Genomic DNA, 13,994 nt, shown 5'->3' on the forward strand with positions numbered 1-13,994 from the left:
GGCGAGGTGCCCGGCCGACTCAGCGCGCGAGCAGCCAGTCGAGCGCATCGGGCACGACGTCGAGCACCGAGACGTGCCCGTCGTCGAGGCGCATCCACAGGGTCGCGTCGGGCAGGTGCGCGAGCATCCACGACGCGTGGGTCCGCGGCACCACGCGGTCGCCCTCGCCCTGCACGACGAGCACGGGCACGCGCACGTCGGCGAGCTCGAATCCCCATGGCCTCGCGAAGGCGACGTCGTCGTCGATGAGGCCGTCGTCGCCCCACTCGGCGGCGCGCGCGACATCCGCCCCGAGATCCGACCACGCGCCGTCGAGCGCCGCGAAGTCGACGGGCAGGAACTGCTCGGGGTCGAACTCGTCGGTCTGCGCGAAGCGCTCCCGTGCGGCGCGGCCCTCGCGTGCGGCGTGCAGCGCTCCGGGCGCGCGCATGCCCGCGAACCAGTCGAAGCGGTCGGTGAACGGCGCGATGCCGGCGAGGGTCGCGACGCCGAGCACGCGATCCGGATGCCGCGCCGCGCCCGCGAGCGCATGGGGCCCGCCGCCCGACGCGCCCATCGCGTGGAACGTGTCGACGCCGAACGCGTCGGCCACCGCCACGGCATCGTCGGCCGCCGAGACGACGTCGCGGCCGGGCCGCGGCGACGAGCCTCCGTACGAGGGTCGGGCGTACGAGATCACGCGGATGCCGCGCGCGGCCGCCGCGGCGACCACGGGCGCGAGCGGGGCCCCGGTCTGCGGCGAGCCGTGGTGCCACATGAGCACCGGGCCGCCCGCGGCATCCGCTCGCCCGTCGGAACCGCCGGGCGCGACCCCGCCCGTGTCGTGGGCGCGCAGCACGCGGCCGTCGGGCAGGTTCACGTCGATCGAGGTCGGCACCGGGCCAGCATAGGCTGATCGACGATGATCGAACGGTTCCTGCTCGGGGTGCGCACGCTGCTGCGCGGCTTCGGATTCTGGCGCCGGCAGCCCGGTGCGATGCTGCTCGGGCTCGTGCCCGCCGCGATCGTCTGGGTCGTCGTGCTCATCGGGCTCGTGGCGCTCGGCGTGAGCCTGCCGAGCATCACCGTGTGGGCGACGCCGTTCGCCGCCGGATGGGTCGAGCCGTGGGCCTCGCTCACGCGCACGGCCATCGGCGCCCTGCTGCTCGGCGGCGCGATCGTGCTCGCCGCCGTGACCTTCACGGGGCTCACCCTGCTCGTCGGCGACCCGTTCTACGAGCGCATCTGGTTGGCCGTCGAGCAGGACCTGGGCGGCGAACCCACGGGCCGCGGCATCGGGTTCTGGCGTTCGGCCGGCGATGCGGTCGCGTTCATCGCGCTCGGCGTGCTCGTGTCGATCGGGGTGGGCCTCAGCGGCTTCATCCCCGTCATCGGCGGCGTGCTCGCGCCCGTGCTCGGCGTGGTGCTCTCGGGGCGTCTGCTCGCTTGGGAGCTCACCGGCCGCGCGTTCGAGTCGCGCGGCATCCCCGCCGACGAGCGCCGGGCGCTGCTGCGCTCGCACCGCGCGCGCCTGCTCGGTTTCGGCGTGGCCACCCAGCTCTGCTTCATGGTGCCGCTCGGCGCGGTCTTCACGATGCCCGCGGCCGTCGCCGGAGCCACGATGCTCGCACGCGGCGTGCTCGACGACGCGGCGGCGACGGCCGCGGCTGCGCATCCGCCGGTCGAGTAGCGAAGCGTATCGAGACCAGCCGCCTTCGCCCGCACGATGAGCCTCGAGACGGTGCCGGGGCGCCTACTCGACCGGCGAGGGCGCGACGCCCTCGTAGAGCAGCACGGGCACCGGACCGAACGGTATCGAGCGCACGCGAAGGCGACGCACCTCGACGCCGGTGAACCCGGCCGCCTCGAGCTCGGGCTCGGGGTCGCGGTTCCAGTGGCATCCGTGATCGAGCCACGTCGTCACGGGCGTCGCCACGTTCTGCACGAGGCGCTTGAGCGTGCCGCGCGGGGCCGCGACGTGATCGACGAACACGACCCGGCCGCCCGGCACCAGCACGCGGCGAACCTCGGCGACGGCGGCCGCGACATCCGTCACCGAGCAGAGCACGTAGGTGCCGACGACCGCGTCGACCGAGCCGTCGGGCAGCGGGATGCGCTCGGCCGTCGCATCGAGCGGGGTCGTCGTGTGACGCCACTCGCGCGCCCGCTGCGCCAGCTCGGCGCGACGCCCGGCGTCGGGCTCGAGACCGGTCCACGAGACCTCGGGATGGAATGCGCCGAAGTTCTCGCCGTCGCCCGCGCCGATCTCGAGCACGCGGCCGCGCACGCGACCGATGAGCTCGCGCTCGAGGTCGTCGAGGTCGTCGTTGCTGATGGGCTCCACGTGCGGCACGATACCCGCACGCACCGACGGCGGCACCGAGACCGGCGCCTGCACCGGTGCCCAGGCCGACGGCCAGGGCGAACGCCTCAGCCGCGGACCGTGCCGCCCTTGGCTGCGATGCGCTTCAGGAGCGGCGGCTTCGCGAGCACCCAGGCGACCGCCATCACGATGACCGAGAACGCGAACACCGCGAACCCGAGCCAGTCGTCGGCGTCGCGGGCGGTGTACATCTGGTTGAGCTTGCGCACGGCTCCGGTGGTGAGCACGAGCACGACGTGCACGAACACGAACCCGAGGAAGAAGATCATCGTCGGGTAGTGCAGGCGGCGCGCCAGCTTCTCGGGGAACGCCCGCACGAGCGCCCCCTCCGGCGGCCAGACCGACGAGAGGCGCAGGCCCGTGAGGATCGCGAGCGGCGACGCGATGAACACGATCGCGAAGTACGCGATCTGCTGGAGCGAGTTGTAGACGACCCAGGAGTTCTCGGTCGGCCAGTCGAGCGACGCGTACTGCAGTGCGGCCGAGATCGCGTTCGGCACGACCGCCCAGTCGGTGGGCACGATGCGCAGCCACTGGCCGGTCGCGAAGAGCAGCACGACGTAGACGACGCCGTTCAGCACCCAGAGCGCGTCGAGCCAGAGGTGGAACCAGAGGAAGATGCCGAGGCGGCGCGGCGCGCGCTTCGTGCGCGGCCAGCGCGTGTTGTCACGCGTGAAGAACCCGGGAGGCCGCTGCTTCGAGCGGAGCTGGAACCCCGTGCGCACGACGAGCAGGAGGAAGAACGAGTTCAGGAAGTGCTGCCAGCCGAGCCAGGCCGGGATGCCGACGGGCGTGCCCGCGGGCGGTTCGACGATGCCCGGGTAGGTCTCGATGAAGTCTGCACCGCCGGGCGTGCCGCGCAGCCAGCGCGCGACGAGCACGACGACGACCACGGCGGCCACCGAGATCAGCGCGGTCCAGCCGACGAGGCGTCGTCGTTCGCGCACCCAGTCCGCGACGCGGGAGGCCTTCGAGGTGGTCTCGGTCATCGCGCGGTGGAGTCCTTCCGAAGGGGTGGGATGCCTCGACGATAGCGCCGCGACCTGAGCGGCGCGAAGTCGACGCGAAACAGGGTGCCACAGATCAGGAGCGCGTTCAGGCCGCGAGCCCCGCGGCCTGTCGCGCCGCGCCGACGAAGGCGGGACGCACGCGCTCCCAGCCGTCGAGGTAGCCGCCCACCATGGCGGCGTCGCGGAGCAGCACGAGCTGGCCGGCCGCGACCTCGGGGTCGCTCGAGCCGGCGCCGGTGAGCAGCGCCTCGAGCGTGCCCCTGAACCAGGCGCGGTGCTCCCCCACGGCGACGCGCACGCCGCTGTCGGCCTCGGGGTACTCGGCGGCCGCGTTGATGAAGGGGCAGCCGCGCGTGTGCAGTCTGGCGACGTCGTCGGCCAGGCCCTCGATCACGAGTTCGAGGAGCTGCCCGGGGTCGTCGGTCGCCTCGCCCGCGCGGTCGAACGCGTCTCGGATCGTCGCGTCCTCAACCCCGAGGTAGGCCTCGACGAGGTCCTCCTTGCTCGGGAAGTGCCGGTAGAACGTGGCGCGCGTGACGCCGGCCTCGCCGATGATGCGGTCGACGCCGACGGCGTGGATGCCCTCGCGGTAGAAGAGCTCGGAGGCAGTGGCGAGCAGCTTCTCGCGGGCGACGGAGGTGCCGGTAGCGGTCGTTCGTATTGCCATGTTGTAAATGATAGAACGATCTTTCTCTTTTTGCTTGACACGGGCTGTGAATCTGGTCTACCTTGAGATCCATCAAGAAGTAGACCAATCGTTCTACTTACATCGCAGTCAGTTCGAATTCAGGAGAAGGCATCATGACCACCACCGACAAAACCCCGATCGTCCTCGTCCACGGCCTCTGGATGACCCCCAAGAGCTGGGACACCTGGGCCGAGTACTTCGAAGCCCGCGGTCACCGCGTGATCCGCCCGGGATGGCCCGGCATCGACGACCGCGACGTCGCCGACATCCGCTCGAACCCCGACGCGCTGAAGGGCATCGGCCTGTTCGAGATCGCCGACCACTACGAGCGCATCATCCGCGAACTGCCCGTCAAGCCGATCATCATGGGCCACTCGTTCGGCGGCGTGCTCATCCAGATGCTCGCCGACCGCGACCTCGGCTCCGCCTACGTCGCCGTCACGCCCGGCCAGACCGCCGGCATCACGACGCTGCCGCCGTCGACGCTCCGCACCGGCTTCCCGATCCTCTCCAACCCGTTCGGCAAGAACGGCGCCAAGCCGATCTCGAAGGCCCACTTCCACTTCACGTTCGGCAACGACCTCAGCCGCGAGGCGTCCGACGCGCTCTGGGAGCAGTACGCCGTGAACTCCTACAACCGGGTGTTCTTCGAGGGCGTCGCGGCCGCGTTCAACGAGAAGGGCGGCGTCACGCACGTGAACTACGGCAAGACCGACCGCGCTCCCCTGCTCATCATCACGGGCGAGATCGACCACGTCGTGCCGCCGGCCATCGGCAAGGCGATCCTCAAGAAGTACCGCGACTCGGGCAGCCCCTCGCTCGTCGAGTACAAGGAGTACGCCGGCCGCACCCACCGCATCGTCAGCCAGGACGGCTGGCAGGAGGTCGCCGCAGACGCCCTCGCCTGGGCCGAGGCGCACGACACCAACGCCGCCACCGTGTGAGCGGATGCCGCGTCGCACCGCTCGCACCGAACCACACGATGCCCGCACCGGCCGCGCCGGGGCGGGCATCGGCGCGTCGCCGGAGATTGCTGGCGCTCAGGCGCCCTCGGCCGACTGGTCGGCTGACGGGAGCCCGACCAGGTCGGGCACCGACATCGGCACGCGCGGCAGCCACGCCTGCACCTCGGGCCACGCCCGCCCCGTCGGCAGCCGCCGCAGCAGGGCGGCGAGCGAGGCATCGGCCGACGGCCACGGGATGACCCGGGTCGGCGACTCCGCGGCGAGCACGCCCAACCACCAGTGCTTCCACGTCACGGGCAGCACCTCGGGGTGCAGCACCACGTAGTAGTCGGGCACGCTGATCTCACGCCGGCCCGCGGCATCCATCGCCCGTTCGATCTCGAGCTCGAGCACGCCGAACGTCGACTGGTCGTCGAAGAACTCGACCCACGCCGCGGCGACATGGCCGAGCGGATCGTGGTCGTGCACCACGTACGGCGCCGACGTCGACGCCGACCAGCGGGCGACCTCGTCATCGGTCGCATCGGCCAGGCTCGCGGCCTGCACGTTCGCGAACCGCTCGATCGAGCGGATGGCCTGCGACGCCTCGTCGCCGACCACGACCAGGGTCGTGCTGCCCGGTGGCTCCATTTTCGGAGTCTACGTCTGCGCCCCGGCCGTGACACCACCGGCGCGCGATCCGACTCCGAACCGAAACACGGCCGACGCAGGAGGGCTACGCGGCGCGCTCGGCCTCTGCGGCACGGCGCTCGATCGCGACCGCGGCCTCGAGGTACGGAACGCCGCCGATCGAGCGCACATGCCACGCGGCGTTCGCGTACTGCACGACCGAGGACGACAGGTTCTCGAACCGCGGGTAGTGCCGCGGTTCGTGACCGGAGATGGCCGCAAGCGTCTGCCGGATGAACCCGCCATGGGCGACGACGAGCACGTGCCGGCCCTCGTGGTCGGCGGCGATGCGGTGCAGCCCGCGCATGCCGCGCGCCGAGACCTCGTGGTCGGGCTCCTTGCCGGGGATCACCCGGTCGGGCCAGTGCGTCGCGACCTCGCTCCAGCTGATGCCCTCGGCCTCGCCGTACTCCTGCTCGAGCAGTTCGTCGTAGGTGCCCGTGATCGGCAGGTCGAGCGCGTCGGCGAGGATCTCGGCGGTCTCGCGGGCACGGCCGAGCGGCGAGCTCACGACGGCCTCCCAGTAGCCTCCGGCGTAGGCGGATGCCGCGGCTCGCGCCTGCGCACGGCCAACGGCGTTCAGCGGGATGTCGGTGCGTCCCTGCAGTCGTCCGGCGAAGTTCCAATCGGTCTGACCGTGGCGGATGAGGGCGAGCATCGTTCCAGCATATGAGCGTGCGGCTGAGCGGATCCTGCGCACGGGCGCGCGCCCGGAGGTCGTTGCACGACCGTGACCCGGCTCGCCGAACCGGGTGCTCAGTCGGAGCCGCCGCCCATCGTGTTCGTGCCGTCGGAGAGGATCGGCGAGATGAGCCCGAACACGTTGTGGTCGGGGTCGAGCAGGTAACCGACGCGTCCGATGCCCTGCATGTCGTCGAGCGGGAGCGCCTCGATCGCGCCGAGCTCGAGGCCCTTCGCGAAGACCGCGTCGATGTCCTCGACGCCGATCACGATGTCGGCGCCGGTGACGGGTGCGCCCACCTCGGGTTGCGGCCCCATGCGCTGCGTGAGCCCGCCGTTGATGCCGAGGCCCGGTTCGCCGGCGGCGTTGCCGATGGCGCCCTCGCCCGTGTCGATCGACCAGTACGGGATGTCGCCGAACTGGGTGAATCGCCACCCGAGCAGTTCGGAGTAGAAGTCGATGAGCTTCTGCGGCTCCGACGCGTGGATCTCGAAGTGCACGACGAGGCTGGCCATGATCTCCCCCAGTGTCCGGTCGGGCGCGGCCCCCGCCGCCGCCCGATACGCGCAGGGTACGCCCGACGCGCCCCGGCGGCCACCCGCCGCGGCGGCCACCCGCTGCGGCTACCCGCGGAGGAGTGCGCGCAGCGTCTGGATGGTGTCGGCCTCGGCGGCGGGCTTGTCGTCGCGGTAGCGCTTGACGCGCGCGAAGCGCAGCGCGATGCCGCCCGGGTAGCGGCTCGACCGCTGCACGCCGTCGATCGCGATCTCGACCACCGTGACGGGTTCGACGAACACCGTGCTCGCGGTGCGCCGGGTCTCGATCTCGGGGAACCGCTCGGTCTGCCATCGCAGCAGTTCGTCGGTGAGCCCCTTGAACGTCTTGCCGACCATGACGAAGGAGCCCGGCTCGCCGAACTCGCCGACCGGATCGAGCGCCCCGAGGTGCAGGTTCGAGAGCAGGCCCGTGCGCCGACCCGAACCCCATTCGCACGCGAGCACGACGAGGTCGTAGGTGAGCACGGGCTTGACCTTGATCCAGCTCGCGCCCCGGCGGCCGGCGGCGTAGGGCGCGTCGATCGCCTTCACGACGACGCCCTCCTGACCGGCGGCGAGCGCCTCGCGCGACACCCGCTCGGCGACCTCGGGCTCGGCCGTGATCTCGCCGGGGATGCGGTGCTCGGGGGCGATGCGCGCGAGCTCGGCGATGCGCGTCGAGAGCGGCTCGTCGAGCAGGTCGCGTCCGTCGACGTGCAGCACGTCGAAGAACCACGGATGCAGCAGGGTCTCGCGCGCGGCATCGGCGCCGAAGCGCGACATGGTCTCTTGGAACGGTCGCGGCCCGCCGTCTTCGTCGAGCGCGAGCGTCTCGCCGTCGAGGATCACGTCGCGCACGGGCAGCGCGCGCACGACGTCGACGACCTCGGGCAACCGATGCGTCACGTCGGCGAGGTTGCGCGTGAACACGCGGACGTCGTCGCCCCGGCGGTGCACCTGGATGCGCGCGCCGTCGAGCTTGTACTCGACCGACGCCTCGCCCGTGGTCTCGACGGCCGCCGCGGCGCTCGGCGCGGTCGCCGCGAGCATGGGCTGCACCGGTCGCCCGACCACGAGTCCGACGGCCTCGAGGTCGTCGATCGTGCCCGTGAGGGCGAGCAGCGCCGTGGCGCCGAGGTCGCCCTGGAGCATGGCCGCCCGTCGCACGCTCGCGGCCGGGCGGTCGGCGGCCTTCGCGACCGCGTCGGCGAGCACGCCCTCGAGCGCGCCCGTGCGCATCTCGCCGAGCAGCGCCCTGGCGATGAACTCCTGCTCGTCGGCCGTCGCCGCCGCGAGCAGGTCGTGCAGCTCGCGGGTGCGGTCGAGGCTCGATCCGGTTCCGGATGCCGCGGCCAGCCGTTCGAACGCGGCGTCGAGGTCGCCGATGGTCAGCGTGGCCTCGGCCGCCGGTTCGACCGACGCCGTGGCCGACGCGACGCCGCGCCACCCGACGCCGAGCCGCCCCTGACGCGGCTTGCCCACGAGCAGGCCCACCGCGGGCTCGACCTCGTCGGGCTCGAGCCGCGCCAGCACTGCGGCGAGCGCCTCGATCTTCGCCAGCCGCGAGCGGGTCGCGGTGACGGTCTGGGCGGTGGTGACGAGCTCGGCGAGCAGCACGGGGTCAGTCTCGCACCGACCGCCGACGTCGGCAGCGGCCACGGACGGCGGCGCCCCGCCGGACGACGTTCACCGACATCCACTCGCCCGACGAGCGCCGCCGCCACTACTCTGGGCGAACCCGATCTGAGGAGTCGACATGTCCGATCTTCCCGTCTTCAGCGTCGCCGACCTCGAAGCCCAACCGCAGCTCGACGTCGACTCGTTCGTCAACGACGACGCCGTCGACCTCGGGGTCACCGCGATCGAGGTGATCCGCCAGCGGCGGCTCAACCTCGCGGTGCGCATCGTGCTGCGCGGCGACGTCGTGTTCCAGGCGAAGCTGCGCGAGACCGGGCGCGACAACGACGAGTGGCTGGCGGGCAAGGCCGCGGTCGTCGAGCGCTTCGGCGAGCCGTCGCTGCTCGTACGGCGGCGTCACGAGGAGGCCGGCACGCCGTTCGGCGAGCGCAACGACGTCGACCACGACGTGTACCGGGCGCACGGCGGCTCGCTGCCGATCCGGGTCGACGGCGAGCTCGTCGGCACGATCACGGTCTCGGGCGAGCCCGACGTCATCGACCACGAGGTCGCGACCGAGGCCGTGCGCCGCTTCCGCGCCCGCTGAGCCCCGGCGCCCGCCACCGGCATCCGCCCCTCGGAGCCGGCGGGGCTCACACCCCGATCGTGAGCGCCGCCGTGTACCCGGCCGCCGCCGAGCCCGACATGTTCGCGATCTGGTGGATGCCGCCGTCGTCGCTGAACACGTTGTCGGTCGACAGGCTGACCTGCGAGGCGTTGCGCACGCTCTGCTCGTATCCCGCGGTCGCGTACACGGCGTCGTTCGCCTCCTGCGGCAGGGCGATCTGCGAGGTCTTCACGATGGGACCGCTCGCGACGGCCGTCGCGACATCCGAGTAGACCTCGAAGTGGATGTGCGGCCAACGCCCCGTGTAGCAGGCCGGGTAGATCGAGGTGAAGGTCACCGTGCCGTTCGCGTCGGTCTCCTGCACGCCGCGCAGGTAGTTCTCGCTCTCGAGCCCGTTCGAGTAGAGCGAGTAGCCGCCGTCGCGGTCGCAGTGCCAGAGGTACACGCCCGCGCCGACGAGTGCGCTGCCCGTCGCGGCATCCCGCACCGTGAGCGCGATCGTGAGCGGCACGCCCTGCGCCACGGTCGACGACGACCCGAACGACGAGCGGATGTCGCTGCGCACGATGCCCGAGTCGTCGAGCACGTTGACGCCGTTCGAGCCGTCGCCGGGGTACGGGCCGCCGGTCTCGTCGGGCACTTCGTCGAGCGGGCCGGTCGCCGCGGCGCTGGCGCTCGGTGTGGGCGTCGGGGTCGCGGATGCCGATGCCGAAGCGCTCGGCGAGGCGGTCGCCGTCGGCTCGGGGTCGGCCGAGCACGCTGCGAGCAGCGCCGTGAGTCCGACGCCGCCGAAGATTCCGAGCGCGCGCCGGCGGTCGACGAGCGTGCGGATGTCGTAGACGAGACCGCGGTGGTCCTCGTCGATCTCGTCGCCGTGCTCGTCGATCCAGCGGGGGTCGGTCGCCATGTCGTGCTCCTTCCGGCTTGCCCGGGCCGGATGCCAGGGGCGGAATGCCTGCGTGGCGCCCAGTGTGACGCGGACGTCCTGCAACCCCCTGTGGATGTCCGATGGGATTCCTATGATGGTCGCGCCGGACGCCGCACGTGCGGCCGGCCATCCGCATTGCGAGGGAGCACACCATGGGAACCGTCTCGGTCGACCTGTTCATCACGCTCGACGGCGTCTACCAGGGGCCGGGCGGCCCCCAAGAAGACGTCGCGGGCGGGTTCGACGTCGGCGGGTGGCAGGGCGCCTTCCTCGACGAGGAGGCCGGCGGGGCGATCATGGCCGGCATCGAGGGCATGGACGCGCTGCTGCTCGGCCGCCGCACCTACGACATCTTCGCCGGGTACTGGCCGCACCAGGGCGACGACCCGATCGCCGTGAAGTTCAACGCGATGCCGAAGTTCGTCGTGTCGCGCACGCTCACCTCGGCGGGGTGGGAGGGCACCACGGCCTTGGCGGAGGTCGCGGAGGTGCGTTCGCTCAAGGACCGGTTCGACGACATCCACGTGATCGGCAGCGGCGACCTCGTGCGTTCGCTGCTCGAGGCGGGGCTCGTCGACCGGCTGAACCTGTACCTCTACCCGGTCGCCCTGGGCAAGGGCAAGCGACTGTTCGACGGCGAGGGCGACGGCTTCGTGCCGACCGCGTTCGCGCTGGCCGAGCCGCCGCGCGCGTTCCCGAGCGGCGCGATGCTGCTCGTCTACACGCCCGCGGGCCCGGCGGTCACGGGATTCGACATGTCGGCGCAGTAGCGCGGCGAGCGCCGCGACCCCGCGTGCCCGATGATGGGGTGATGCGCCCCGGATTCCGCTTCTCGACCGACCGCGACGACCTCGACCGCGAGCGCGTGCACCACTGGCTCTCGACCGACGCCTACTGGGCGCTCGGCCGCCCGCGCGAGCGGCAGGACGCCGCGATCGACGCGTCGCGCAACTACGGCGTCTACGACGAGGCGTCGGGTGCACAGGTCGCATACGCGCGCGTCATCACCGACGGCGTGACGTTCGCGTGGCTCTGCGACGTGTACGTGGATCCGTCGGTGCGCGGGCACGGCGTCGGGGTCGCGCTCATCGAGGGCGTGGTCGCCGACCTCGAGCCGCTCGGGCTGCGCCGCACGATGCTCGCGACGGCCGACGCGCACGGCCTCTATGCGAAGTTCGGCTTCGAGCCGCTCGCCGAGCCCGGTCGGTGGATGGCGCGCCTCGCACCGACGGAGTAGCGTCGCCCCATGGACGATCGCGAGCGGGGGCTCGAGCGGCTCGACGCCGTCACCGACGAACTCCGAGGGCATCCGGATGTCGCGGTGGGCCGCATGTTCGGATCCGAGGGCTACTCGGTGCGCGGCAAGCTCTTCGCCTTCGTCTCCACCGACGGCCGGCTCGTCGTGAAGCTGCCCGAGGCGCGCATCGAGGAGCTGCGGCTCGACAACATGGTCATGCGCGGCCGCCCGATGCGGGAGTGGGCCGTCGTGCCCTATGCCGACGGCGCCGAGCGGTGGGCGACGATCGCCGTCGAGGCGCACGCCTACCTCGACGAGATCACGCCGTAACGCCGGTCGAACCGGCCTGCGCCCGCGCGCGGCGGGCTGTGGGCGTCGGCGTCGGCGGGCCTCAGCCCGCCTCGACCGCCATCACGTCCATCCACACCGTGCTGTTCGAGCACGCCGGAACCGTCGCCGACACGTCGAACGCGGTGAAGCTGTGCGGCGGGTACACCCGGTAGGCCGTGCCCTCGGCGACCGTGCACGAGCCGGCGAGCGGGCCGCCGTCGGTGCCGATGTTCACCGCCGAGAGCGCCGCGAACGCCGTGCCGCCCGCGGCGATGGTGATCGTCGGCGGGGAGGCGGGCTCCGACTGATCGGCCGGTTCGCCGAGCTGGGCGCCGCTCGCGTCGAGCACCGACACGCCGGGCGCTCCGCGGAGCTCGCACGAGGTCGAGCCGGTGTTCGTGAAGACGACCTGGGAGTTCGTGTGCCCGGCGCTGCCGCCGTCGGGTGCCGTGCGCACCGTCACCTCGAGCACGTCGTCGGCGCACTGCCCGGCCGGCGCGTTCGGGTCGACCGAGGCGGTCGAGGTCGGTGTCGGGGATGCCGACGGCGATGACGCCGGTGACGCCGTCGGCGACGGGCTCGGCGAGGTTCCGGCGCCCGCGCAACCGGTGAGCAGCAGTCCGACCGCGAGCGAGCATGCGGCGACGATCATCGAGGTTCGCATGGGCGCCACGGTACGGCGCGGCGGGTCGATCAGGGCAGAGGCCGGGCCGGGTTGCCCGGGATCGCGACCTGCTCGGCGAGCCACGCGTCGAACGTCTGCGTCGCGAGCACGGCGTCGGATCCTGGCAGCGTGTCACCGCGGCGCATGGCCGCGAACTGCTTGCCGGGCAGCGAGACGGCGAGCACGGGGCCCCGCAGACCTCGGGCCTTCGCCAGACGCCGGACCATGTCGGACACGTCCTCGCGCTGCGGACCGGCGAAGTCGGGGCCGCGTCCGACGGGGCCCTGCTCGGCGAGCTGCACGAGCCGCTGCCCGACCTCGCGGGCGGCGACCGGCTGCGAGGCGAGTCTCGGCGCCAGGTGGAGGCCCGCGAACGAGAGCATGCCGAGCATCTGCTCGGCGAACTCGTGGAACTGCGACGCGCGCAGGATCGTGAACGGCACGGCACCCGCCTCGACCGCGCGCTCCTGGGCGAGCTTGCCCGCGTAGTACCCGTAGGGCGCGCGGTCGATGCCGACGATCGAGAGCGTCACGTGGTGGCCGACGCCGGCAGCCTGTTCGGCCGCGAGGAGCGTCTGGGTCGTCGTCGTGAAGAACTCCGTCGCCGCGTCGGCCGACCTCGCGTTCGCGTTCGCGGTGTCGATCACGGCATCCACGCCGTCGAGTGCGGCCGCGACGCCCGTGCCCGCGATCAGGTCGACGCCGTTCGAGCGCGTGAGCACGACGACCTCGTGCCCCCGCTCGCGGGCGGCGTCGACGACGTGGCGTCCGACGGTTCCGGTTCCTCCGGCGACGGCGATCCTCATGCGTGCACTCCGTTCGGTTGCCGAGCCCGCGCGACTCGGCGGATCAGCGGTTCAGGTCGTCGCGTTCGACGATGCGGTCGGGGTTCCACGGCTCGCTCCAGCCGAGCTCGTCGAACATGCGGTCGAGCACGAGCGCGGTGAAGCCCCAGACCACGCGCCCGCCGACCGTGAACGCCGGACCCCGGTAGACGCGGCCCTCGAAGGCCATCTGCGTGTTGCCGCGGTTCGCGGGGTCGAGGAGGTCGGCGACCGGCACCCGGAACACCTCGACGGACTCGTCGTGGTCGACGGCGGCGACCTGCGACGGCTTCGCCCACCACGCGGGAACCGGGGTCACGAGGTGGTTGCTCACGGGAACCGGCAGCGGCGCGAGGGTGCCGAGCGGCTCGACGTCGGCGGGGTCGACGCCGGTCTCCTCGGCGGCCTCGCGCAGCGCGCCCGCGATCGGTCCGTCGTCGGATGCCTCGATGCGCCCTCCGGGGAACGCGATCTGACCCGGGTGGCTGCCGAGCGTCGCTGCACGACGCAGCAGCAGCACGTCGAGCTCCCGCGCGACGGCGGGGGCGCCGACCCGGGCCGGCAGGTCGTCGAGCACCCCGAAGAGCACGAGCACGGCGGCCGGACGGCGGCTCGCGGCATCCGCACCCCATCGCGGGAAGTCGGCGTGCCAGGTGAGGCCGCGTTCGCAGAGGGCGACGAGCTCGGCCCTGGCGCCCGCGGGGTCGCTCACGAACCGCACCCGTCGTCGTGGAACAGCATGTCTGCCATCCTGCCACCGCCCGGCGACGCGCACGCCCGGCATGCGCACTCAGGCCGCTCCACGTGAACGCCCGGCGAACTCGCAGCGCAACCCCCAGCCGAATCACACCGCG

The 13,994-nt window shown here is 72.4% G+C and carries 18 protein-coding genes; 6 read left to right on the top strand and 12 right to left on the bottom strand.

From position 1 onward, the window contains the following. Positions 1 to 19: 19 nt before the first annotated feature. Positions 20 to 877 carry an alpha/beta fold hydrolase gene (locus tag GQR16_RS12090; RefSeq protein ID WP_157415393.1) on the bottom strand — a complete coding sequence of 286 codons (858 nt, stop codon included), beginning with the start codon at positions 875 to 877 and terminating at the stop codon, positions 20 to 22. A gap of 24 nt (positions 878 to 901) precedes the next feature. On the opposite strand from GQR16_RS12090, the gene GQR16_RS12095 reads away from it, so the two are divergent. Next, the gene (locus tag GQR16_RS12095; protein WP_157415394.1) at positions 902 to 1,669 is read left to right on the top strand and encodes an EI24 domain-containing protein; all 768 of its coding nucleotides are present in this window, start codon (positions 902 to 904) and stop codon (positions 1,667 to 1,669) included. Positions 1,670 to 1,732: 63 nt separating this feature from the next. Here GQR16_RS12095 and GQR16_RS12100 read toward each other — a convergent pair whose 3' ends face one another. From GQR16_RS12100 to GQR16_RS12110, 3 genes are all read right to left on the bottom strand, one after another. After that, the gene (locus tag GQR16_RS12100) at positions 1,733 to 2,323 is read right to left on the bottom strand and encodes a class I SAM-dependent methyltransferase (RefSeq protein WP_170298480.1); all 591 of its coding nucleotides are present in this window, start codon (positions 2,321 to 2,323) and stop codon (positions 1,733 to 1,735) included. Positions 2,324 to 2,409: 86 nt separating this feature from the next. Further along, entirely contained in the window at positions 2,410 to 3,351 is a 942-nt protein-coding gene (locus GQR16_RS12105; RefSeq protein ID WP_157415395.1) for a cytochrome b/b6 domain-containing protein, read from the bottom strand. Between the two features lie 106 nt (positions 3,352 to 3,457). After that, complete coding sequence (locus GQR16_RS12110; protein WP_157415396.1) at positions 3,458 to 4,039, bottom strand: TetR/AcrR family transcriptional regulator; 582 nt, start codon at positions 4,037 to 4,039, stop codon at positions 3,458 to 3,460. Between the two features lie 134 nt (positions 4,040 to 4,173). Here GQR16_RS12110 and GQR16_RS12115 point away from each other — a divergent pair, with 134 nt between their 5' ends. After that, the gene (locus GQR16_RS12115) at positions 4,174 to 5,004 is read left to right on the top strand and encodes an alpha/beta hydrolase (RefSeq protein ID WP_157415397.1); all 831 of its coding nucleotides are present in this window, start codon (positions 4,174 to 4,176) and stop codon (positions 5,002 to 5,004) included. Between the two features lie 96 nt (positions 5,005 to 5,100). Here GQR16_RS12115 and GQR16_RS12120 read toward each other — a convergent pair whose 3' ends face one another. The 4 genes from GQR16_RS12120 to GQR16_RS12135 form a co-directional block, all read right to left on the bottom strand. Then, positions 5,101 to 5,655 (bottom strand): hypothetical protein, encoded by a 555-nt coding sequence (locus tag GQR16_RS12120; protein ID WP_157415398.1) that lies wholly within the window; start codon positions 5,653 to 5,655, stop codon positions 5,101 to 5,103. An 85-nt stretch (positions 5,656 to 5,740) separates the two neighbouring features. Then, entirely contained in the window at positions 5,741 to 6,352 is a 612-nt protein-coding gene (locus GQR16_RS12125) for a histidine phosphatase family protein (protein WP_157415399.1), read from the bottom strand. A 98-nt stretch (positions 6,353 to 6,450) separates the two neighbouring features. After that, positions 6,451 to 6,891 (bottom strand): VOC family protein, encoded by a 441-nt coding sequence (locus GQR16_RS12130; protein ID WP_157415400.1) that lies wholly within the window; start codon positions 6,889 to 6,891, stop codon positions 6,451 to 6,453. A gap of 108 nt (positions 6,892 to 6,999) precedes the next feature. Beyond that, positions 7,000 to 8,529 carry an ATP-dependent DNA ligase gene (locus tag GQR16_RS12135; RefSeq protein ID WP_157415401.1) on the bottom strand — a complete coding sequence of 510 codons (1,530 nt, stop codon included), beginning with the start codon at positions 8,527 to 8,529 and terminating at the stop codon, positions 7,000 to 7,002. Between the two features lie 139 nt (positions 8,530 to 8,668). On the opposite strand from GQR16_RS12135, the gene GQR16_RS12140 reads away from it, so the two are divergent. Next, positions 8,669 to 9,136 carry a heme-degrading domain-containing protein gene (locus tag GQR16_RS12140; protein WP_157415402.1) on the top strand — a complete coding sequence of 156 codons (468 nt, stop codon included), beginning with the start codon at positions 8,669 to 8,671 and terminating at the stop codon, positions 9,134 to 9,136. A gap of 46 nt (positions 9,137 to 9,182) precedes the next feature. On the opposite strand, the gene GQR16_RS12145 is transcribed toward GQR16_RS12140, so the two are convergent. Next, complete coding sequence (locus tag GQR16_RS12145) at positions 9,183 to 10,064, bottom strand: intradiol ring-cleavage dioxygenase (RefSeq protein WP_157415403.1); 882 nt, start codon at positions 10,062 to 10,064, stop codon at positions 9,183 to 9,185. Between the two features lie 173 nt (positions 10,065 to 10,237). On the opposite strand from GQR16_RS12145, the gene GQR16_RS12150 reads away from it, so the two are divergent. Genes GQR16_RS12150 through GQR16_RS12160 form a run of 3 tightly spaced genes read left to right on the top strand, consistent with a single transcriptional unit; the run spans position 10,238 to position 11,652 of the window. Next, on the top strand, positions 10,238 to 10,855 hold the full coding sequence (locus tag GQR16_RS12150) for a dihydrofolate reductase family protein (RefSeq protein ID WP_157415404.1): 618 nt from the start codon (positions 10,238 to 10,240) through the stop codon (positions 10,853 to 10,855). A 41-nt stretch (positions 10,856 to 10,896) separates the two neighbouring features. Beyond that, entirely contained in the window at positions 10,897 to 11,322 is a 426-nt protein-coding gene (locus GQR16_RS12155) for a GNAT family N-acetyltransferase (RefSeq protein WP_157415405.1), read from the top strand. A 9-nt stretch (positions 11,323 to 11,331) separates the two neighbouring features. After that, entirely contained in the window at positions 11,332 to 11,652 is a 321-nt protein-coding gene (locus tag GQR16_RS12160; RefSeq protein WP_157415406.1) for a hypothetical protein, read from the top strand. 61 nt (positions 11,653 to 11,713) lie between these two features. On the opposite strand, the gene GQR16_RS12165 is transcribed toward GQR16_RS12160, so the two are convergent. From GQR16_RS12165 to GQR16_RS12175, 3 genes are read right to left on the bottom strand one after another with little or no spacing between them, the layout of a single operon-like run. Next, a complete protein-coding gene (locus tag GQR16_RS12165; RefSeq protein WP_157415407.1) occupies positions 11,714 to 12,316 on the bottom strand; it encodes a DUF4232 domain-containing protein in 603 nt (200 codons plus the stop codon). A 29-nt stretch (positions 12,317 to 12,345) separates the two neighbouring features. Then, positions 12,346 to 13,122 carry an SDR family oxidoreductase gene (locus tag GQR16_RS12170; RefSeq protein ID WP_157415408.1) on the bottom strand — a complete coding sequence of 259 codons (777 nt, stop codon included), beginning with the start codon at positions 13,120 to 13,122 and terminating at the stop codon, positions 12,346 to 12,348. Positions 13,123 to 13,165: 43 nt separating this feature from the next. Then, positions 13,166 to 13,852 carry an NUDIX hydrolase gene (locus tag GQR16_RS12175; protein ID WP_246200779.1) on the bottom strand — a complete coding sequence of 229 codons (687 nt, stop codon included), beginning with the start codon at positions 13,850 to 13,852 and terminating at the stop codon, positions 13,166 to 13,168. Between the last annotated feature and the right edge of the window lie 142 nt (positions 13,853 to 13,994).

This window comes from Agromyces allii (assembly GCF_009749385.1).
GTDB lineage: Bacteria > Actinomycetota > Actinomycetes > Actinomycetales > Microbacteriaceae > Agromyces > Agromyces allii.